Below are 21,489 nucleotides of genomic sequence, written 5' to 3' on the forward strand. Positions count from 1 at the left end.
CTAGCCGACGGCCTGCACTGCGGGCGCCATGTCGTCGAACCGCGTATCGGCGATGCCAGCGGTGGCGCTATCGATCAATCCGGACGGCAAACCGTACAAGGCGCCGTCGTTACCCAGCAACAGCAAGTGCGCCAGGCCGTCGCCCCCGAAGGCCAGCGCGACCGGCGCAGCGCCTTCGAGCGCAATACGGCACAGCACGGCGCCGCCGGCGTCGTACCGCACCAGTTCGGCGCCCTGGATGCTCCACAGGCAGTCGGCGCTGTCGAACACGGCCGCGCCCACGGCCGCATCCGACTCGGCAAACGTGGTGACATTGCCAACCCTGGCACGGTCGGCATCATACGTACAGTGCAGGATGCGGTTGCCGTCGGCGAACACCATGCGGGTGCCGTCGGCGCTGAAGGCGATGCCGGCCGCGCGCACCACCACCGGCAGCGCCAGCCGGCGCAGGCCGTGGCGTTGCGAGTGCTGGTAAAAGCTGCCGATCGGGCGCTGGTCGCTGGCGGTATTGGCGGTGCCGAACACGAAATTGCCGGCGCGGTCGGTGCAGCCGTCGCTGATCGCCGTGCGCGGCTCGGCCGCGTCCACCGTCAACAACACTTGCGACTGTAGCGTCCTGGCGACACTGCCAGCCGCCGGCAACTCGACCAACCCCAACCGCTTGCCCTGCCCCAGCAGCAGGCGCCCGGAGGCGCAGGCGGCCAGCGCGCAGGCGCTTTCGGACAAGCGCAAGCTGCCCGCCGTTGCGACTGTAGCGGCCGTGGCAGGCGGTGCCGGCGGCGTGGCAGTGGCGGCTGCAGACGGCCAGTTGTACAACAGGCCGGTCAGCGGATCGGACCAGCGCCAGCAGTTGCCGGCTGCGTCCCAGCGCAGGACACCGCCGGTGCGGCCGCCGCGCTGCAGCAGGATGGCGTGCGCAGCGACGGCGGCGATGGCAGGCGTGGAAATGTCTATCATGACGCCGAGTGTAAGCGCGGCGGGCGTCCGACAGATATAAAAAAATCACTATCAGCTATCTTGATATCAGATAGCTGACTTGTTTATTTCTGGTATTCGATAATGATATGGTTTGTGGCGAATTAATCATATTTCCATAGCGGGGCGCCGTTTTAGACTGTGTGCTGTTCATTGAACTTACTCTCATTCATCACCCCTATGAAAATCACCAAACTGACGACCTACCGTGTTCCACCGCGCTGGATGCTGCTGAAAATCGAAACCGATGAAGGCGTAGTCGGCTGGGGCGAACCGGTCATCGAAGGCCGCGCCCGCACCGTGGAAACGGCCGTCCAGGAAATGGAACCGTATTTGATCGGCCAGGACCCGTCGCGCATCAACGACCTGTGGCAAACCATGTACCGCGCCGGCTTCTACCGTGGCGGCGCCATCCTGATGAGCGCGATCGCCGGTATCGACCAGGCGCTGTGGGACATCAAGGGCAAGGTCCTGGGCCAGCCCGTGTACGAACTGCTGGGCGGCCTGGTGCGCGACCGCATGAAGATGTACAGCTGGGTGGGCGGCGACCGTCCTGCCGACATCATCGAACAGATCAGCAAACTCAAGGAAGGCGGCTTCGACACCTTCAAGATGAACGGCACCGAAGAACTGGGCCTGCTCGATACGTCGGCAGCGGTCGATGAAGCGGTGCGCCGCGTGGCGGAAATCCGCGAAGCGTTCGGCAACACCATCGAGTTCGGCCTGGACTTCCACGGCCGCGTGGCCGCGCCGATGGCCAAGACCCTGCTGCGCGAACTGGAGCAGTTCCGTCCGCTGTTCGTGGAAGAGCCGGTCCTGGCCGAGCAAGCCGAATACTACCCGCGCCTGGCCGAGATGACCTCGATCCCGCTGGCAGCCGGCGAGCGCATGTACTCGCGCTTCGAGTTCAAGAACGTGTTCGCGGCCGGTGGCCTGTCGATCGTGCAGCCAGATTTGTCGCACGCCGGCGGCATCACCGAGTGCCTGAAAATCGCCTCGATGGCCGAAGCCTACGACATCACGCTCGCGCCGCACTGCCCGCTTGGACCGGTCGCGCTGGCCTCGTGCCTGGCGGTGGACTTCGTGTCGTACAACGCCGTGCTGCAAGAACAAAGCATGGGCATCCACTACAACAAGGGCGGCGAGCTGCTCGACTACGTGATCAACAAGGAAGACTTCAAGATCGTCGACGGCTACTGCGCGCCGCTGCGCAAGCCTGGCCTGGGTGTGGAAGTGGACGAAGAACGCGTGATCGCCGCCAGCAAGAACGCCGGCGACTGGCGCAACCCGGTCTGGCGCCACAAAGATGGCAGCGTCGCCGAGTGGTGATGCAATCGTGGTAACCGAAGCCGGCGTGATTGCCGGCTTTTTTTATGCGCCCCGCTGCTGCGCCCACCCGGTATCATGACGGCATGGATTTCATCAAACTCGCCGCTCTCTTCTTCATCACCGCCATTGCCGAAATCGTCGGCTGCTACCTGCCCTGGCTGGTCCTGCGCCAGGACAAGTCGCCGTGGCTGCTGCTGCCGGCCGCCCTGTCGCTGGCCCTGTTCGCCTGGCTGCTGACCTTGCATCCCACCGGCGCGGCGCGCACCTATGCCGCATACGGCGGCGCCTACATCGCCGTTGCGCTGCTGTGGCTGCGCCTGGTGGACGGCGTGGCGCTCACCCGTTACGACATGGCCGGCGCCGGCCTGGCCCTGGCCGGCATGGCTGTGATCGCCTTGCAGCCTTCGACTTAGAACCTATCCCGGTAGGGAGGAGGCAGCGGATTGCGATGCCTCGGTAGCGGGGGCAAGGCGCGAGGAAGAAGCATGGCGGGCCATGCGATGACGAGCAACGCCGGCCCCGCTGCCGAGGCGCGCAAGCAGCGCCTCATTCCCTACCGGGATAGGTTCTTAGCCGATATCGCCGGAATCTGTTGCCTCTCATACATCACAACGCTGCTTTTTTGCGCTTTCACAAATCTTGTGCCTTGAAATACAGGGATGTCGTCCCTATAATTGGCACTCGTTATGAGAGAGTGCTAACAAAGTCTCTTGTCCCACTTTCCGCTGCGGCAATCCCCGCAAGGTGATTGAAACAGCAACAAACTGTACCATTGTTAATTAAGGAGTTTTGTATGAACCTTCGCCCTTTGAACGATCGCGTTATCGTCAAACGTCTCGACCAGGAAACCAAGACTGCATCCGGCCTGATCATCCCTGATGCGGCTGCTGAAAAACCGGATCAAGGCGAAGTCCTGGCCGTTGGCAATGGCAAGATCCTGGAAGACGGCAAAGTGCGTCCTCTGGATGTCAAAGTAGGCGACCGCGTCCTGTTCGGCAAATACGCCGGCCAGACCGTCAAGATCGACGGCCAGGAACTGATGGTCATGCGCGAAGAAGACATCATGGCGATCGTCACCAAGTAATTGCATTTGCAATCACTGGTCAACGATTCCCACTTAATACCTTACTGGAGTAAAAAACATGGCAGCTAAAGAAGTAATCTTCGGCGACGCAGCGCGCGCCAAAATGGTTGAAGGCGTCAACATTCTGGCCAACGCCGTTAAAGTAACCCTGGGCCCTAAAGGCCGTAACGTGGTACTGGAGCGCTCGTTCGGCGCCCCTACCGTCACCAAGGACGGCGTATCGGTTGCCAAAGAAGTCGAACTGAAAGACAAGCTGCAAAACATGGGCGCGCAAATGGTCAAGGAAGTTGCTTCCCGCACCAGCGACAACGCCGGCGACGGTACCACCACCGCAACCGTGCTGGCCCAGGCTATCGTGCGCGAAGGCATGAAGTTCGTTGCCGCAGGCATGAACCCGATGGACCTGAAACGCGGTATCGACAAGGCAGTAGCTGCCACCGTCGAAGAACTGAAAAAAATCGCCAAGCCAACCACCACCACCAAAGAAATCGCCCAAGTTGGCGCGATCTCGGCCAACTCGGATGCGTCGATCGGCGAGCGCATCGCTGAAGCGATGGAAAAAGTCGGCAAAGAAGGCGTGATCACCGTGGAAGACGGCAAGTCGCTGAACGACGAGCTGGACATCGTTGAAGGTATGCAGTTTGACCGCGGCTACCTGTCGCCATACTTCATCAACAACCAGGAGAAACAAGTTGCCGCCCTGGACAGCCCATTCGTCCTGCTGTGCGACAAGAAAATCTCGAACATCCGTGACCTGCTGCCCGTACTGGAACAAGTTGCCAAAGCCGGCCGTCCACTGCTGATCATCGCAGAAGACATCGAAGGCGAAGCACTGGCCACCCTGGTAGTGAACAACATCCGCGGCATCCTGAAAACCGTTGCTGTGAAAGCTCCAGGCTTCGGCGACCGTCGTAAAGCCATGCTGGAAGACATCGCCATCCTGACCGGCGGCCAGGTTGTTGCTGAAGAAGTCGGCCTGACCCTGGAAAAAATCACCCTGGAAGAACTGGGCCAAGCCAAGCGTATCGAAGTCGGCAAAGAAAACACCATCGTCATCGACGGTGCTGGCCAGGCTGCTGCGATCGAAGGCCGCGTCAAGCAAATCCGCGTGCAGATCGAAGAAGCGACCTCGGACTACGACCGTGAAAAACTGCAAGAGCGCGTGGCCAAGCTGGCCGGCGGTGTTGCCGTGATCAAGGTTGGCGCTGCCACCGAAGTCGAAATGAAAGAGAAAAAAGCCCGCGTTGAAGATGCACTGCACGCTACCCGCGCTGCCGTGGAAGAAGGCATCGTGGCTGGCGGCGGCGTTGCCCTGCTGCGCGCTCGTGCTCAAGTATCTGGCCTGAAAGGCGACAACCCAGACCAGGACGCAGGTATCAAGATCGTGCTGCGCGCGATGGAAGAGCCACTGCGCATGATCGTGCAAAACGCCGGCGAAGAAGCTTCGGTCGTCGTGGCAGCGGTTCTGGCCGGCACCGGCAACTACGGTTACAACGCCGCCAACGGCACCTACGGCGACATGGTCGAAATGGGTGTTCTGGATCCAGCAAAAGTCACCCGTTCGGCACTGCAAAACGCAGCATCGATCGCTGGCCTGATGCTGACCACCGACTGCATGATCGCTGAATCGGCTGACGACAAGGCAGCTGGCGGCATGGGCGGTATGGGTGGCATGGGCGGTATGGGTGGTATGGACGGCATGATGTAATTGCCGATCGGCCAAAACATCGGCCGATAAAAAAAGCCCGCGCAAGCATCAAGCCTGCGCGGGCTTTTTGACGTCTGGCGATTAGTGTACGTCGGCGCGCATTTGGCGCAGCAACGCATCGCCGCGCCCGGCGTCAAGTCCGGGCAGACGGGCCGTGAGAACGTCACCCACTTCGCCCAGCGCGCGCGCGTACGCGCCTAGCGTATTGGCGCCGAGCTGATCGAGCGGACATTGCTCCTGTTCGGCGATGCCGGCCAGGATGGCCAGCGTGAGCGCGCGGCTCTCGGGTGCTGGCTCGCAACCAGGCGCATCGTGGAAAAAATCACCGCGCATTTCTTGGGGCCAGGCCAGTTGATCGAAGGCGCGATAACAGTAGAACAGTGCTTCGTTGGCGGTATGGAAGGGAACTGGTTCGAGGTAGGCTAAGATATTCATGACAGGTCTCCGGCTTAAAGCTCAAAGGCATCAAAGAGATCCCGGGGCAGACTTCTGATGATGTATTCCTCAGAAAACGGATGGGCTCTCAGCTTGACTGGCACAGACGCCAGCAAGGTTGCTACGTTGTGGTGCGGTATGACGAACATCAGCGGTGCAAAGTCTTGCAACTGGGACTGTTTGACAATGTCGAGGATTTCCCGATACTGCATATTGTCGATATTACCCGCTTTCAGATTAAGGGCGGCACCCTTTTGAATACCGCGCCGGATTTCCGCTACCTTGATCGAATGCCGGTCACGACCGTCCACGTCGCGCCGCAGGTTCCAGTAAATCTCGCGAGGATTGGAGCTCGGCGGCACCAGGTTATATGAACTCAACTTGGAACGGGCATCGAAATATGGCGCGCACCACGCATAGTGCCGCTGCCCGTAATACCGCTGGCAAATATAATAGGACAGCCAGTTATTGCTGGAATAATAGATACGTTTACCGTTCATATGCCGCCTCCATCGCGCCGTCCCATCCACTGAGACGTTACACCGGCGCAGACCCTGACGGCTGATTCCGGTCAATGGTGTTAGCTGAACATCAAGCGTCGTGGAACTCGTCCTCGATTTCCTCGCGGCGCGGCGCGTCGGCGAGGTGCACGATCAGGGTGTCGTGCAGCTCGTGCGCGGGGTGGCTGGCGCGGTGCCGGGCGAACCAGAATGCTTCGGAGAGGTCGTCGTCTTCGTGCGACGTGGTGATCACCACGTCGGCTTCGTCCACGTCTTCGTAGTTGGTTGCTTCCAGGTGAGCGTCGTCGATCGATTCTTGCCACTGCGCGGCATCCTTGCCCCATACCATGGCGTATCTGCAGCCCGATTCGATCAGCCAGCGGCTGATGTCCCAGCGTACCGTTTCCAGCACGTCCACATCGACCACCAGCACGGCCTTGAAGTTATCGAGCGCTTCGAGTACCGGCAGTTCGTCTGCCGGTGCCAGGTGCAGGTAGCGGGGAGGATTTTTTTTCATCATGCGTCTCGGAGGTTCAAACGACGCATTCTCCCCTGATTCCCGCCAACCTGCAATTACGCTCAGAAGGGATCGAGCGCGATGGTGAACTTGCCGCTGCCGTCCAGTGCGCCAAACGTATAGCCCTGCCAGCTCGGGTACGCCTGCGGCTCCCAGTAGAACACGCCCAGGCCGTTGGAGCCCAGCGCCTTGGTCTTGGTCAGCAGGTCGGCCACCATGGCCTTGGACGTTGCAGCTTGCGTCCAGTCCATGCCCACCTCGGTCACCATCACCGGCTTGGCGTAGCGCGCCACCATGTCCTTCATGTTGATCGAGATCTTGTTGTTGTAGTTGGTCCAGTCCGATGGCGGCGGATAGTGCGACATGCCGATCACGTCCCACTTGGCGCCCGCGCCTTTGACGCCATCGAAGAACCAGCGGAACACTGCGTTGTCGTAGCCGTTGGCCAGGTGCAGGATCACCTTGGCGTTCGGGAACACGGCCTTGGTGGCGTTGTAGCCGCTGTTGATCAGGCCGGCCAGGTTGGCGAAGCTGGTGGTCTTCCCTTCCGGCCACAACATGCCGCTGTTGATCTCGTTACCGACCTGCACCCACTCGACGTTGATGCCGTTCGATTTCAGGTAGTTGAGCGTGCCCTGGGTATGGCTGTACACGTCGTTGTTCAGCTGCGCCAGGGTATGGTTGGCCCACGCGGACGGCTTGGTTTGCTGGCCGGGGTCGGCCCAGCTGTCGCTGTAGTGGAAGTCGATCATGATGCGCTGGCCTTGCGCTGCGGCGCGCTTGGCCTTGTACAGCACATCGGCGCCATCGTTCCAGCCAGGCTTGACCCACACGCGCAGGCGGATGGCGTTGATGTTCAGATTTTTCAGCAGCACGAACGGGTCGGTCTTGACGCCGCTGCTGTTGTAGAACGCATAGCCGGCGGACTCCTGCTGGCTGACCCAGCCCACATCGGCGCCGTTGGCGAAACTTTGTGCCGAGGCCGTCGAGGCGGCCAAGGTCAGCGCCATGCCGCAGAACGCGGCAAGCATTTTCTTGAAATTCATGTTATCTCCAGTGTCTTTTTTGTTTTGGATGAAACGGAACTGCCAACCACCAGTGCGCACCTCCCCCTGCCGCCTTGCGCGGCACAACAATCGAGTCATGGAAGAACGCGCCGCCGCAGCGGCGGCGCGTCAGATAGCGTTAGCCGAAGCGTGCCGCCGGAATGCCGGCAACATCCACGCGCACCGCGAACAGGCCGCCCGTGAGCGGGAATTCCTTCAGTTGCTCGGGTGTGTTGTCTTCGCTGGCGGTGGTGATGAACAGCGTTTTGAAGTCCGGGCTGCCGAACGTGCACGACGCGGGATTGCGCACCGGCACGCGGATGGTTTCGAGCAGGTCGCCGTCGGGCGAGTAGCGGCATACACGGCCGCCGCCCCACTGCGCCACCCACACGCAGCCTTCGCTATCGACTGTCATGCCGTCGGGCGAACCTTCGCCTTCGGCGAACTGGCGCCACACGCGCGGCTCGCCCAGAGTGGCGTCGGCCGCCAACGGGTAGGCGTAGATGCGGCCTTCGAAGCTGTCGGTGTGGAACATGGTGGTGCCGTCGCGGCTGAAGGTGGGGCCGTTGCAGATGTGGTAGCCGGCATCGGCCACCGTCAGCGACAGGTCCTTGTCGAGCAGGAACAGCGCACCGACCGCTTGCGCGTAGTCGGTGTTGTGCATGGAGCCGGCCCAGATGCGGCCTGCGCTGTCCACCTTGGCGTCGTTCAGGCGCAGGTCGCTGCCCGGTGCAAACGGATGGGCGATGTATTCGATACGCAATTCCGGTTCGAGCCACACGCGGGCGATGCCGTGGCGCAGGCCGGCCATGAAGCCGTCGCCGTCGGCGCGCGCGATGAGCCAGCAGACGTAGTCCGGCATTTCCCAGGCGTGGCGCTGGCCGGTCTCGGTATCGAACGCGTGCAGCGTCTTGCTTTTCAGGTCAACGAAATACAGGCGTTGTTCTTCAGCTACCCACAGCGGGCCTTCGCCCAGTTGCGCACCCAGGTCCCACAGGCATTGCACCTCATGCTTACTCATCGTTTTTGTCTCCGTAATTAGGGAATCTCGAAGAACCTACTGCGCGATCCGCTATCGCCGCTCCGTTGCTCAGCGTACCTCCGTACGCTTCCGCTACTCGCGACGATAACGAACCGCTCGCTACGGTTTTTCGAGGTTCCCTTTTTTTTTAAAAAATCAGGCAGCCAGTGCGCGCCAGGCATTGACGAACGCCGCCGCGCGCTCACCCAGTTCTTCGAGCGATACGCCCGGAGTAAACAGCGCGCCGCCGATGCCGAAACCGGTGGCGCCGGCTTTCTTCCAGCCTGCCATGGTCTCGGGCGTGACGCCGCCCACCGGCCACATAGGCGTGCCAGCCGGCACCACGCTGAGCATGGCTTTCAGGCCGCCGTGGCCGACCATCTCGGCCGGGAACAGTTTCAATGCATGGGCGCCGGCGTCCAGTGCGGCAAACGCTTCGGTCGGGGTGGCCACGCCAGGTGCGCAGTACATGCCCAGCTCGGCGGCGCGACGGATCGCGGCCGGGTTGCAGTTGGGCGAGACCAGCAGGCGGCCGCCCGCTTCGTACACGGCTTCCACGTGCGCCACGCTGAGCATGGTGCCGCCGCCGACCAGGGTATCCGGCAGGTTCAGCTTGACGATGGCGGCGATGCATTCGAGCGCACCCGGGCGATTCAGCGGCACTTCCAGCGCGCGGAAGCCCGCGTTGTACAGCACCTTGGCGACATCGACCGCCTCGGCAGGTTGCAGACCGCGCAGGATGGCGACCAGTGGCGTGGTTGGATGGGAAATGGTCATGTTCAGCCCTTGATGAATTGGGAAATCGCAGTGCAATACACGCGATGTGGATCGAGCACCTGGCATTGCAGGCCAAAGTGCTGGGCGGCTACGGCGTAGCGCTTGGCCAGCGCCGGCGAGCCGATGACAGTGATGGTGCCGCCAGCCGGCATGCTGCGGGCGGCAGCAGCGAATTCGGCGCCGATCAGCAAACCGCTGACAAACGCGGCGGCCTGCTCGACCGGGGCGCTGCGCGACACCACGCCGGCGCGCACGCGGAACAGGGTGTTCGACAGCGGCTCGCCCACGCCAGCCTGGTCAAGGCCGGCTGCGAAGCCGGTGGCGTCGCTGGTATCGCCGCCCATCATGGACGACAGCGTGCCGCCCTTGGACAGCATGGCGAACAGTTCGCCGGTCATGTACGTGGACAGCGACTGGATCACGCCGTCCTTGAGCAGCACCCACTTGCTGTGCGTACCCGGCAGCACCAGCCAACCGTCGCGCTGGCCCATCACCACGGCGCCGAGCAGCTGGGTTTCCTCGCCGCGCATGACATCGGCCGACGGGCCGCGACGGTACGCGTAGCCGGGCACGATGTGGCAGTTGGCCGACCAGGGAGCTTCATTCACCTGCGCCAGGTGCGCCGGCAATTCGGTCAGCGGCACCGAGGCGTCGAGGTAGTTCACTTCCTGCCAGCCTGAGGCGCTGCCGACCATGCCGGACATGATGACCGGGACGGCGGCATCGATGCCCATGGCGGCGCGCAGGCCGTCGAGCGAGGCGCCGAAGCGCTCGCGCCCGCCCACGGCCAGCATGCCCTGGTCATCCTCGTACTCGGCCAGGCAGTTGGCTTGTTGATCGATCAGGTAGGCGCGCCGGTTGCTGGTACCCCAGTCAACGCCGAGTATGGTCTTGTCCACTATGAAATCCTTTTCTATGCTGCCAAGATGTTACGGAATCGACAGTCATGCCGCCAATGAAATATCAGATAGGAGTAATACCAAAATTGTATAGGCTTATGCGTTACCCTGTCGGCTTGCCCAGCCGCAAACGTTGCCCGATGGTTGCCTTTGGTTTAGTATGTCCGTCTATAAAATAGTTTTGTCTATTCATTATGGCTTCTCCGTCTCTCCCGCCCCGCCTGCTGCTCACCGCCGGTGCTGTCATCGCCGTCCTGATCGGCGTCGGCGTGTACGTTAGCAATTCGACACCGGAGCCTGCTCCCACCGTCCCTGCGCAACCCGCACCGATCAAGCCCCTGCCCACGCCACCAGCAACGCCGCCGGCCGCCAAGCCAGCGCCACGTCCACCGGCAGCGGTCGAACCGGCCGCACCGGCGGAACCGAAAGTCACGCGCACCAAGGACCAGGCCTCGGCTGCCCTGCTGGCGTTGCCGGAACTGCGCGCCTGGTCCACCATGCTGGAGAAAACCTCGAACGGGAAAGTGCACGGCGCGCTGATCGAGTACGATCCGGCGCCGCGCAAGCTCAACGGCAAAACCTATTACCAGTTCAGCTTTGTGGAAAACAGCGCCGACGCGGCGCTGCGGTGGGAAAGTTTCCTGGTCTCGGCCAATGACGACGAGATCCTGGTGGAAGACGCCACCAACGATGAAGTGATCAGCCTGGCGCGCTGGCGCCGTGAAAAGCACCCGGAGAAACGCACCAGCGTCGATGGCTGATGCGCAATTCTTCCCCGCCTACGCGGCGGTCCGCCGACGCGGGATGACGTCGATATCGACAGTTGCTTGGCCGGCAGACCTCACGCGGTCGCAACTGCCGGTTTCAGGTCCACCGCCCGCCGTACCCTCCCCACCCACAGCACCGACAATACCGTCAACCCCGCCGCCAGCCAGCCATTGAGGCCGTAGCCGATGATGTGCCCGGCCGCGTCCGTGTGCAAGGTCATGCCGCCCAGCAGCGCGCCGGTGCCGCTGCCGATCGACTGGATTGCCGAATTGGCGGACAGAAAACCGCCGCGCCGCGCCGGTTCCGGCACCGTGGTCATCAAGGCCTGCAACGGAATGGTCCGGCCCGACACCGCCGTCATGAAGAACGGGAAAAACAGGATCACGGCAATCAACGGCATGGCCGGCATATGGGTGACGAACAGCATCGGCACCGCCGACGCCAGCGCCATGTAACGATAGACCTTGTGCGCCCCCACCCGGTCCGACCAGCGGCCGATGCGACGCGCGGTAAACAGCGTGGCCACGCCGCCGGCCAGATACACATACGTCACCTCCGCCGGCGCGATGCCGAGATTGCTGACCATAACCGGTGAAATAAACGGAATCACCAGCATGCCCGTGGCCATGTTCATGAACGATAGCAGGAAGGCTCTCAGGTGATTGGGCACCCGGTACAGCGCAACCAGGTTCGGCAGCACCGCCTTGAGCGGCACCGGGTGGCCCAGGTGACCATCGATCGCTGGCAACGCGCGCGCGGCCAGCAGCCAGACCGGCACCGACAGCACCACCAGCAGATAAAACGGCGACGCCCAGCCGAAGTGCGCGGCCAGCATCACGCCGGTGGGCACGCCGGCCACGGCCGCCATGCTGAACGAGGTCATCACCACGCCGGTGGCGGCGCCGCGCCGGTCGGCCGGAATCAGGTCGCCGATGATGGCCATGATGATGGCGCCCAGCACGCCGCCGGTCACGCCCGCGAACGCGCGCGAGGCGATCAGTACCTCGAACGTGGGCGCCAGCGCGCACGCCAGGTTGGACAAGGTAAACAGCGCGAACATCCACAACAGCAACTGCTTGCGGTCGAAGCGGTCGATATACATGACCGCCAGCAGGCCGGACAACCCGGCACACCAGGCATATGCCGACACCGCGCCCGAGACGGCGGCCGGTGTGATCGAAAACGCCGTCATCAGCTGCGGCGCGAGCGGCATCATGACCATGAAATCCATGATCACGGTGAACTGCGTGAGCGCCAGCAGCCACAGCACCAGGCGCTCGCGCGCCGGGGTCAGTGCAGAACCAGGCGCGGGGATCAATAAGCCAGCCGCGGTCATGCCAGCGCCGTGATGTCGGCCGTAGCCTGGCGCAGGATGGCGCGAATTTGCTCGAGCTTGGCGGGCGTCGGATGGTTTTCCTGGCCCTGGGCGATCACCGCGTGCTTGAGCTCATGCATGATGGTGCGCAGGTCGTCGCGCGCCTCGGCCGGGTCGCTCATGCGCGCCACGATGGCATCGACGAACTGGCGGTTCTCGGCCAGGAACGCCTCGCCTTCCGGGGTGATGGTGTGCAGCTTCTTGTTGCCGTCGGGCGAGGCGGAGACATGACCCATATCGAGCAGCATCGACAACAGCGGGTAGATGGCGCCGGGGCTCGGGGTGTAGCCGCCGCCGGAACGCTGTTCGAGCTCCTTGATGATCTCGTAGCCGTGGCGCGGCTTTTCGGCGATCAGTTGCAGCACGATATAGCGCATGGCGCCGGCGTCGAACATTTTCGGGCCGCGCGCGCGGCCGCCGCCACCGCCATGACCGTGATGGCCGTGGGCAGCATGGTGGCGATGGGAGTGGTGGTGTGGATTGGTCAGCATGGCAATGTCCTTGTCAGGTGGTGAATACTCGTTACGACATAACGAGTTAAGATATAACTTAGTAAGACATATCTTATTCCATTCCTGCGAAAGTTCAAGCAGCAATTTGTAACAGGCGAAAAAAAAAGGCAGACCGCGCTGGTCTGCCTTTTTCAAGGGGATGGACGACGGTCAGCCGTCCAGGTGAGAGATCAGCAGCCGGCGGCCATCGGCCTCGCCCTTGGCTTTATGTTCGACGACCAGCTTGCCCTGCTGGGCGTCGAGCGAGATTCCCACCGACAGGATGTCGATCAGCAGCAGCTGCAAGATGCGCGAGATCATCGACAGGAACGTGGTGCTGTCCTCGGAGTGATCGACCGCCAGGCACACGCTGGCCTTTTTCGCCAGCGGCGAGTTGCTGGCCGTGATCGCAATCACGTCCGCGCCGGCCGCACGCGCCACATCGACCGCCTCGAGCAGGTCGGGCAGCTTGCCCGAGTTGGAAATGGCGATCACCACGTCGCCCGGCTTGAGCAGCTCGGCCGCCAGGTTCAGCAAGTGCGAGTCGCCGTACGCCGACGTCGGAATGCGGAAGCGGAAGAACTTGTGCTGACCGTCCAGCGCCACCACGCGCGAATTGCCCATCGCGTAAAACTCCACGCGCTTGGCCTTGGCCACCAGCGCGATGGCCTTGTCGATCGAGCGCACGTCGAGCTGGTCGCGGAATTTCAGGATCGCGGAAACCGTATTATCGATCACCTTGGCGCTGAGGTCGTGCGTGCTGTCGCTCACCCGCACCTGGCTGTGACGCACGGGAATCGCGCCCGTCAGGCTGCTGGCGAACTTCAATTTGAAATCGGCCAGGCCGAGGAAACCGAGCGAGCGGCAGAAACGGATCACGGTCGGCTGGCTCACTTCGGCCAGGCGTGCGATGTCGGCAATCGGTTCGTTGAGCACCAGGCGCGGTTGCTCCAGCACCAGTTGCGCCACGCGCTGTTCGGCCGGCGTCAACTCGTGCTGCAAATGGCGCACGCGCTCCATCAGCGTGTTGGCGCCGCTGCGGCCACGCAGGTGTTCGGACAGGATGGTGGCCACGCCGTAAAACGCCGGGTTGGGCGTGGTGATCACGTAGGTCGGAATCTCGGACAGGTAGCTGGTAAACCGCCCTTTCGCCTCGAAGCGCGAGCGGAACGGCGACTGCGCAAACCACTCGCCCATGCGCGGCACGATGCCCCCGCCAATGAACATACCGCCGAACGCGCCCAGGGTGACAGCCAGGTTGGCGGTGGCGCCACCGAGCATGGCGCAGAAGCACTCGAGCACTTCCAGGCACAGCGGGTCTTTATCGGTGAGCGCGCCGGCCATGATCTCCTGCGAGGTCAGGTCGCGCACTTGTCGGCCGTTGCGCTTGGCGATCGCGCGGTAGATGATTTCCATGCCGGGGCCCGAAATCAAGCGCTCGGTCGAGACGTGCGACCAGGTTTGCCACGCGTACTGCAGGATCGAATATTCGCGCTCGTCAGCCGGCGCGAAGTTGGTGTGCCCCCCCTCGGAACCGAGCGTGACGAAACCATCGACAGTGGGAATCACGCCCGACACACCGAGACCGGTGCCCGGTCCCAGCACGCCGATCACGGAGTTGAGCGCCGGCTTGCCGCCGCCCACCTGCATCAGGTCCGCAGGTTTGAGGCCCGGCAGCGACATCGCCAGCGCCGTGAAATCGTTCACCACCAATAAAGTGTGCAGGCCCAGGGCGCGGCGCACTTCGTCGGTGGAGAATTCCCAGTCGCGGTTGGTCATGCGGATGTAGTCGCCGCTGACCGGGTTGGCCACGGCCAGCGCCGCGTGGTTGAGCGTGATGTCGGCGTGGTCGGCCAGGTACGAGCGCAGCATGGCGACGATGTCGGCATAGTCATCGCACTTGAGCACGCGCACGGCGCGGAACTCGCCCGGCGCCGTCTGCAAGGCGAAGCGCGCATGCGTGGCGCCGATGTCGGCCAGCAGGCGCGGGCCGTCGGCAAAGGCCGTGCGGTTGAGTTTTTGATCCACTTCGGATTGTTTCATGTTGGTTCAGTCAAGGCAGTTGGCGGAAGCATACCCGAAATAGTGCGTAGCAAGAAGTCAACGCCGCATTCGACCCGCGCTTACGCCGCGTAGCCGAACCATGCACCGAACGCCGGCAGCGACACGACGCCGTTATCGATCGTCCCCGGCAGGCCGTAGCCTTCCAGCTGTTGTGCGCCGGCCGTCTGCGGCAGACTGAAACTGACCGGTTCCGCACCGAGGTTAAACACGGCAATCACACCGCGCTCGCCGTCGAGATCGCGGCGCAGCGCCAGCACCGGCTCGGGCGCATCGTAGAAGCTGATCGCGCCGCGCGTCAGTTGCGGCAGCGTGCGGCGCCAGGCGATAAAGGTGCGGGTAAAGGACAGCGTCGATGCCGGATCGTTTTCCTGCACGGCCGCCGCGCGTTCGCGGTGCTGCGGCGAGACCGGCAGCCATGGCGCGCCCGTGGTGAAGCCGCCATGGTCGTCGTCAGTCCAGGCCATCGGCGTGCGGCAACCGTCACGGCCCTTGAACTCGGGCCAGAACGTGATGCCGTACGGGTCTTGCAGCAGCTCGAACGGCACGTCCGCTTCGGCAAACGCCAGTTCGTCGCCCTGGTACAGGCACGGCGTGCCCTTGAGCGACAGCTGCATCGCCAGCGCCAGCTTGGCAAATGCCGGCGGCGCGTCCGGGCCGCCCCAGCGCGAGGCCACGCGCGGCACGTCGTGGTTACCGACCGACCATGAAGCCCAGCCGCCTTTCACCCGTTCCTCGAACTGCTCCACCTGCTGGCGGATGTAGTGCGACGACAGGTGATTGACCAGCAAATTGAAGCTGTAGGCCATGTGCAGCTTGTCGCCGCCGGCCGTGTATTCGGCCATGGTGGCCAGCGAATCGTCGGAGCCCACTTCGCCGATCGAAATCGCCTGGTATTCGTCGAGCAGCGCGCGCAGCTTTTGCAGGAACGGCAGGTTTTCCGGGCGGGTCTTGTCGTAGTCGTGCGCCTGCATGCCGTACGGATTCACATCGGTGACCGTGATCGAATCGCGGTTGGTGGCCGGCGGATTGCTGCGCAGTTGCTGGTCGTGGAAGTGGTAGTTGCACGCGTCGAGGCGGATGCCGTCCACGCCGCGTTCGAGCCAGAAGCGCAGCGCGTCCAGGTGCGCCTGCTGCACTTGCGGGTTGTGGAAATTGAGCTGCGGCTGGCTGGCCAGGAAATTATGCATATAGTATTGACGGCGGCGCGTATCCCACTGCCACGACGAGCCGCCAAACACCGACAGCCAGTTGTTGGGCGGGTTGCCGTCGTCTTTCGGATTGCTCCATACGTACCAGTCGGCCTTGGGGTTATCGCGGCTGGCACGGCTTTCCTTGAACCACGCGTGGTCTTCGGCCGTGTGGGCCATCACCTGGTCGATCATGATTTTCAGGCCCAGGCTGTGGGCGCGGGCGATCAGCGCGTCGAAGTCGGCCAGCGTGCCGAACATCGGATCGACATCGCAGTAATCGGCGATGTCGTAGCCGAAGTCCTTCATCGGCGACGTGAAGAAAGGCGAAATCCACACGATGTCCACGCCCAGTGATGCGATATAGTCCAGCTTTGCCGTAATCCCCGGCAGGTCGCCGATACCATCGCCGTTGGTGTCGTAGTAGCTGCGTGGGTACACCTGGTAAATGATGGACTCGCGATACCAGTCCTTGGCATGCGGCGACACTTGAGTTAGTTGCTGAGTCATAAGAGAATCCGGGGTTGGCTGGGCAAAGAAAAAGAATTTGTACAGAATATACATGACGAACATGTTTTTTTCAATGCGCTTACCGGTGGGGAATTATCACATTTAATTCTTCAAAATCAAATACTTAGAGATTTCAACAGGAATTTCAAAGGTAGAAATCAGTAGTCAAACTACATATAATCAGGAGAAAGACCAGTGAGCAGCAACGCCAGCACCGTCGATATCAAGGACGGCAACGGGCCCTTGCCTCGGCAGATCCCGTACATCATTGCCAACGAAGGCTGTGAACGCTTCAGTTTTTACGGCATGCGCAACATCCTCACGCCGTTCCTGCTCAGTACCCTGCTGCTGTTCATTCCGGCCGAACACCGCACCAACGAAGCCAAGCACGTGTTCCACACCTTCGTCATCGGCGTGTACTTCTTCCCGCTCCTGGGCGGCTGGCTGGCCGACCGCTACTTCGGTAAATACAACACGGTCTTCTGGTTTTCCCTGATCTACGTGGCCGGCCATGCGTGCCTGGCGATTTTCGAGCACAACATCAACGGCTTCTACTTCGGGCTGGGGCTGATCGCGTTCGGCTCGGGCGGCATCAAGCCGCTGGTGGTGGCGTTCGTGGGCGACCAGTTCGACCAGACCAACAAGAACCGCGCGCGCCTGGTGTTCGACGCGTTCTACTGGATCATCAACTTCGGTTCGTTCTTCGCCTCGCTGCTGATGCCGGTGCTGCTGCGCGACTACGGTCCTTCGGTGGCCTTCGGCATACCCGGCATCCTGATGGCGATTGCCACGCTGGTGTTCTGGATGGGCCGCAAAAAATACGTGCACGTACCGCCGGCCGCGCCTAATCCCGACTCGTTCAGCAGCGTGGCCCGTACCGCGCTGCTGGCGCGCGTAGCCGGCCAGTCGCGGCCAGGCCTGATGGTGGCCGGCGTGGGCGCTCTCGCCGCCCTGGTATCGCTGTGCATGATTCCGCAAATGGGCTTCGTGATCGCCTTCTGTACCGCGCTGGTGCTGCTGCTGGCGTTCGGCTGCTTCGGCGTGTCGATGCAACTGGACCGCGCTCGCGGCATCCACACGGCCGAAGCCGTGGAAGGCGTGCGTTCGGTGCTGCGCATCCTGATCGTGTTCGCGCTGATCACACCGTTCTGGTCGCTGTTCGACCAGAAGGCTTCCACCTGGATCGTCCAGGCCAACGCCATGAACAGCCCGCAGTTGTCGCTGTTCGGCTGGGACTTCACGCTGCTGCCGGCGCAAATGCAGGCGATCAACCCGATCCTGGTGATGATCCTGATCCCGTTGAATAACGTGGTGCTGTACCCGCTGATGCGCGCGATCGGCATCAACCCCACGCCGCTGCGCCGCATGGGCGCCGGGATTGCGCTCTCGGGCCTGTCCTGGATCGCCGTGGGCGCCATCCAGCTCAATATGGACGCGGGCGACAAGGTCTCGATCTTCTGGCAACTGCTGCCGTACGCACTGCTCACGCTGGGCGAGGTGCTGGTGTCGGCCACCGGCCTGGAGTTCGCCTACAGCCAGGCGCCCGCACCGATGAAAGGCATCATCCTCAGCTTCTGGTACCTGGGCACCACCATCGGCAACCTGTGGGTACTGATCGTCAACGCCGGCGTGAAGAACGATACGGTCAGTGGCCACATCGCCAGCACGGGACTGTCGGAGAGCGCGTTCCAGATGTTCTTCTTTGCCGGCTTTGCGCTGGTGTGTGCGGGATTGTTCGCACTCTATGCCACCCGCTACAAGATGGTCGATAACTACCGCAAAGCATAACCGTCCGTACCAAAACTACAGCTTTTAGATTACCATAGGCCGGCAATTCTCCTTGAATTGCCGGCTTTTTTGTAACAGCACTACTAAATCTATAGTTTGGAGACGAGATTGGCCAAGATTCTTACCGGCGTCGCACTGGCGCTGAGCTGCGCGGCAGCAACCGCCGCCCCCACCATTGCCGACTGCGACGGCCCGTTCGCCACCGTACTGCAGGCCGGCGCCATGCCTGCCGCCGAGGCGCGCGCTTACTGGCTGGACCGCCAACTGATCCAGTGGCCGGCCGCCGACACCACCGGCACCTTCAAACTGTATCACTCGGCCACCGCGCAGCTGCGCGCCACCGTCGGCCAGCGTGTGACCGGCGAGGACGGCGCCATGCTGCTCTCGCCATCGAACACGCCGGCCCCGGCCGCGCTGGCGCAACGCTTCAAATTCATCGGCAAGGGGCCGCTGCTGGCCGTGGCGCCAGGTGATGCCGCCCGCATCCCCGCCCTGCTCACCGGCCAGCTGCTGCTGGTGCGCGAAGCGCCCGATGGCACGGTGCTCGATGCAACCACCGCGCAACTGCCGGGCGCCCTGGACGACCTGTACGCCAGCGCCGCCAAAGCGCCCGACCTCGGTGTGACCGTGCGCGCCAAAGCGGCCGGCTTCAAGCTGTGGGCGCCCACCGCACAGAGCGTGGCCGTGTGCACCTACGCCAGCGGCTCTTCAACAGCGACCGCACTGACCACCATGCGACGCGACGATGCCAGCGGCATCTGGTCCGCCGAGCTGCCCGGCCAACACGCGGGCAAGTACTACCAGTACCTGGTGGACGTGGTGGCGCCCACCGCAGGCCTGGTGCGCAACCTGGTCACCGATCCGTACTCGGTCAGTCTGACCACGGATTCAAAACGCAGCTACATCGCCGACCTCGGCGCAGCCAGCCTCAAACCGGCAGGCTGGGACCGTACGCCGATACCGAAGCGCGTGGCCACGCAGCCGGACATGGCGATCTACGAGCTGCACGTGCGCGACTTTTCGATCAACGACGCCACCGTGAGCGCCGCCAACCGCGGCAAGTACACGGCATTTACCGAGACTGGCTCGAACGGCATGCGCCACCTGCAAGCGCTCAGCAAAGCCGGCATGACCGACATCCACCTGCTGCCCGTGTACGACATCGCCACCGTGCCGGAACAGGGCTGCAAATCCACGCTGGCGGAAATCGCCGCCCTGCCTGACCTGCGGCCCGACGGACTGGCACAGCAGGCGGCCATCACCGCCGTCAAGTTCACCGACTGCTACAACTGGGGCTACGACCCTTACCACTACAGTGCCCCGGAAGGCAGCTACGCCACCGATGCAGCCGACGGCGCCAAGCGCATCGTCGAATTCCGCCGCATGGTTCAGGCGCTGCACAAGATCGGCCTGCGGGTAGGCATGGACGTGGTGTACAACCACACCTTTATCGCTGGCCAGAACCAGCAGTCGGTGCTCGACCGCGTGGTGCCCGGCTACTACCACCGGCTCGATGCGAAAGGCGCGATCGAGCGCTCCACCTGCTGCGACAACACCGCCACCGAACACGCCATGATGGCCAAGCTGATGATCGATTCGGCCGAGCTGTGGGCGGTGCAGTACAAGATCGACTCGTTCCGCTTCGACCTGATGGGCCACCAGCCGCGCGCAGCGATGGAACAACTGCAGGCGCGCGTGAACCAGGCCACCGGCCGCCACATCAACCTGATCGGCGAAGGCTGGAACTTCGGCGAAGTGGCCGACGGCGCGCGCTTCGTGCAGGCGTCGCAGCTGTCGTTGAACGGTACCGGCATCGGCACCTTCAGCGACCGCGCGCGCGACGCCATGCGCGGCGGCGGTGCCGCCGACGGCAGCGCGCAAATCGCCAGCCGGCAGGGCTGGATCAATGGCCTGGTATATGACGCCAACGCCAGCGCGGCGCCACGCACCAGAGAAGACCTGATGGACGCAGCCGACATGGTCAAGGTGGGTTTGGCCGGTTCGCTGCGCGGCTTCACCTTGCAAACCCGCCAGGGCGAGCGCAAGCGCCTCGAAGACATGGTCTATGGGGGCAACCAGCCGGCCGGCTACGCCAGCGAACCGGGCGAGACCGTCAACTACGTGGAAAACCACGACAACCAGACCCTGTTCGACATCAATGTCTTCAAGCTGCCGCTGGGTACCACCACGGCCGAGCGGGCGCAGGTGCAAATACTGGGCGCGGCCATCAATGCATTCAGCCAGGGCGTGCCCTACTTCCACGCCGGCTTCGACATCCTGCGATCGAAATCGCTGGACCGCAACAGCTTCGAGTCCGGCGACTGGTTCAACCGCCTGGACTGGACCTACCGCGACAATTACTTCGGCACCGGCCTGCCGCGCGAGGAGGACAACGGCAAGGATTACGCGCTGATGCGCCCCCTGCTGGCGCGCGCGGCGGACATCAAGCCCACGCCGCAGGACATCGCCTGGACCCGCGACGCCTTCCGCGACCTGCTGGCCATCCGCGCCAGCAGCACGCTGTTCCGCCTGCGCACGGCAAAGGATGTCGAACACCGCCTGCGCTTTTACAACACCGGCGCGCAGCAGGTGCCGACCGTGATCGTGGGGCACCTCGACGGCGCCGGCTACCCTGGCGCCCATTTCAAGGCCATCACCTACGTGATCAACGCGGACAAGGTGGCGCAGCAGGTCGCCGTCAACGCAGAACAGGGCCGCCGCTACCGGCTGCACCCGGTGCACCTGGGCGCTGGCGCGGCCGACCGGCGCATTGCCGTCTGCGCGACATACGACACGGCCACCGGCAGTTTTTCGGTACCGGCGCGCAGCGCCGTGGTGTTCGTGGAGGAGTGAGCCAACCGTTGCCTCGGCGCACGATTGCAACCGGGCGCCGAGTCAAAACTTAAATCATGGTACTATTAATTTCACGAGTGCAATAATATTGCGATTTACGCAATCGATTGGCGCCACGCCCCCGCATTCAATAGCTCGTTGTCACGCACGTCCCGCAGTGGG

General features: G+C 62.8%; 19 protein-coding genes. 7 read left to right on the forward strand and 12 right to left on the reverse strand.

The genetic code is table 11. The features are described from left to right. Nucleotides 1-957 (reverse strand): SMP-30/gluconolactonase/LRE family protein, encoded by a 957-nt coding sequence (locus tag F8197_RS10415; RefSeq protein WP_152881754.1) that lies wholly within the window; start codon nt 955-957, stop codon nt 1-3. Nucleotides 958-1,155: 198 nt separating this feature from the next. On the opposite strand from F8197_RS10415, the gene dgoD reads away from it, so the two are divergent. From dgoD to groL, 4 genes are all read left to right on the forward strand, one after another. Then, the gene (gene dgoD / locus F8197_RS10420; protein ID WP_152881755.1) at nt 1,156-2,304 is read left to right on the forward strand and encodes a galactonate dehydratase; all 1,149 of its coding nucleotides are present in this window, start codon (nt 1,156-1,158) and stop codon (nt 2,302-2,304) included. An 83-nt stretch (nt 2,305-2,387) separates the two neighbouring features. Beyond that, nucleotides 2,388-2,717 carry a YnfA family protein gene (locus F8197_RS10425; protein ID WP_152881756.1) on the forward strand — a complete coding sequence of 110 codons (330 nt, stop codon included), beginning with the start codon at nt 2,388-2,390 and terminating at the stop codon, nt 2,715-2,717. Between the two features lie 380 nt (nt 2,718-3,097). Then, nucleotides 3,098-3,388, forward strand: a complete 291-nt coding sequence (gene groES, locus F8197_RS10430; protein WP_026637491.1) for a co-chaperone GroES — start codon at nt 3,098-3,100, stop codon at nt 3,386-3,388. 58 nt (nt 3,389-3,446) lie between these two features. Beyond that, nucleotides 3,447-5,096 (forward strand): chaperonin GroEL, encoded by a 1,650-nt coding sequence (gene groL, locus F8197_RS10435; protein WP_152881757.1) that lies wholly within the window; start codon nt 3,447-3,449, stop codon nt 5,094-5,096. 81 nt (nt 5,097-5,177) lie between these two features. Here groL and F8197_RS10440 read toward each other — a convergent pair whose 3' ends face one another. The 7 genes from F8197_RS10440 to F8197_RS10470 form a co-directional block, all read right to left on the reverse strand. Beyond that, nucleotides 5,178-5,531, reverse strand: a complete 354-nt coding sequence (locus tag F8197_RS10440) for a hypothetical protein (protein WP_152881758.1) — start codon at nt 5,529-5,531, stop codon at nt 5,178-5,180. 14 nt (nt 5,532-5,545) lie between these two features. Then, on the reverse strand, nt 5,546-6,031 hold the full coding sequence (locus F8197_RS10445) for a hypothetical protein (protein ID WP_152881759.1): 486 nt from the start codon (nt 6,029-6,031) through the stop codon (nt 5,546-5,548). A 91-nt stretch (nt 6,032-6,122) separates the two neighbouring features. Next, the gene (locus F8197_RS10450) at nt 6,123-6,548 is read right to left on the reverse strand and encodes a hypothetical protein (protein ID WP_227012179.1); all 426 of its coding nucleotides are present in this window, start codon (nt 6,546-6,548) and stop codon (nt 6,123-6,125) included. A 62-nt stretch (nt 6,549-6,610) separates the two neighbouring features. Continuing rightward, on the reverse strand, nt 6,611-7,594 hold the full coding sequence (locus F8197_RS10455) for a glycosyl hydrolase 53 family protein (protein WP_152881761.1): 984 nt from the start codon (nt 7,592-7,594) through the stop codon (nt 6,611-6,613). 139 nt (nt 7,595-7,733) lie between these two features. Further along, nucleotides 7,734-8,615, reverse strand: coding sequence for an SMP-30/gluconolactonase/LRE family protein (locus F8197_RS10460; RefSeq protein ID WP_152881762.1), 882 nt, complete (start codon nt 8,613-8,615; stop codon nt 7,734-7,736). Nucleotides 8,616-8,771: 156 nt separating this feature from the next. Further along, nucleotides 8,772-9,392 carry a 2-dehydro-3-deoxy-6-phosphogalactonate aldolase gene (locus F8197_RS10465; protein ID WP_056141042.1) on the reverse strand — a complete coding sequence of 207 codons (621 nt, stop codon included), beginning with the start codon at nt 9,390-9,392 and terminating at the stop codon, nt 8,772-8,774. A 2-nt stretch (nt 9,393-9,394) separates the two neighbouring features. Then, the gene (locus tag F8197_RS10470) at nt 9,395-10,291 is read right to left on the reverse strand and encodes a 2-dehydro-3-deoxygalactonokinase (protein WP_373996833.1); all 897 of its coding nucleotides are present in this window, start codon (nt 10,289-10,291) and stop codon (nt 9,395-9,397) included. A gap of 194 nt (nt 10,292-10,485) precedes the next feature. Here F8197_RS10470 and F8197_RS10475 point away from each other — a divergent pair, with 194 nt between their 5' ends. Then, nucleotides 10,486-11,052 (forward strand): hypothetical protein, encoded by a 567-nt coding sequence (locus tag F8197_RS10475; protein WP_227012180.1) that lies wholly within the window; start codon nt 10,486-10,488, stop codon nt 11,050-11,052. A gap of 80 nt (nt 11,053-11,132) precedes the next feature. Here the strand turns inward: F8197_RS10475 and F8197_RS10480 are convergent, their stop codons facing one another. The 4 genes from F8197_RS10480 to F8197_RS10495 form a co-directional block, all read right to left on the reverse strand. Next, on the reverse strand, nt 11,133-12,395 hold the full coding sequence (locus tag F8197_RS10480) for an MFS transporter (protein ID WP_152881763.1): 1,263 nt from the start codon (nt 12,393-12,395) through the stop codon (nt 11,133-11,135). Beyond that, nucleotides 12,392-12,925: a PadR family transcriptional regulator gene (locus F8197_RS10485; protein WP_019922993.1), complete on the reverse strand. Its 534-nt coding sequence runs from the start codon at nt 12,923-12,925 to the stop codon at nt 12,392-12,394. Before F8197_RS10485 ends, F8197_RS10480 begins: the two co-directional genes overlap by 4 nt. Before the next feature lie 171 nt (nt 12,926-13,096). Further along, the gene (locus tag F8197_RS10490; protein WP_056141048.1) at nt 13,097-14,968 is read right to left on the reverse strand and encodes a glucokinase; all 1,872 of its coding nucleotides are present in this window, start codon (nt 14,966-14,968) and stop codon (nt 13,097-13,099) included. A gap of 80 nt (nt 14,969-15,048) precedes the next feature. Then, nucleotides 15,049-16,686, reverse strand: coding sequence for an alpha-glucosidase (locus F8197_RS10495; protein ID WP_152881764.1), 1,638 nt, complete (start codon nt 16,684-16,686; stop codon nt 15,049-15,051). A 195-nt stretch (nt 16,687-16,881) separates the two neighbouring features. Between F8197_RS10495 and F8197_RS10500 the strand changes: the two genes are divergently transcribed. After that, nucleotides 16,882-18,474 carry an oligopeptide:H+ symporter gene (locus F8197_RS10500; protein ID WP_373996834.1) on the forward strand — a complete coding sequence of 531 codons (1,593 nt, stop codon included), beginning with the start codon at nt 16,882-16,884 and terminating at the stop codon, nt 18,472-18,474. Between the two features lie 108 nt (nt 18,475-18,582). Then, nucleotides 18,583-21,327, forward strand: a complete 2,745-nt coding sequence (gene pulA / locus F8197_RS10505; protein WP_152881765.1) for a pullulanase-type alpha-1,6-glucosidase — start codon at nt 18,583-18,585, stop codon at nt 21,325-21,327. Nucleotides 21,328-21,489 lie beyond the last annotated feature (162 nt).

This window comes from Duganella sp. FT27W (genome assembly GCF_009295655.1).
Taxonomy (GTDB): domain Bacteria; phylum Pseudomonadota; class Gammaproteobacteria; order Burkholderiales; family Burkholderiaceae_D; genus Rugamonas; species Rugamonas zoogloeoides.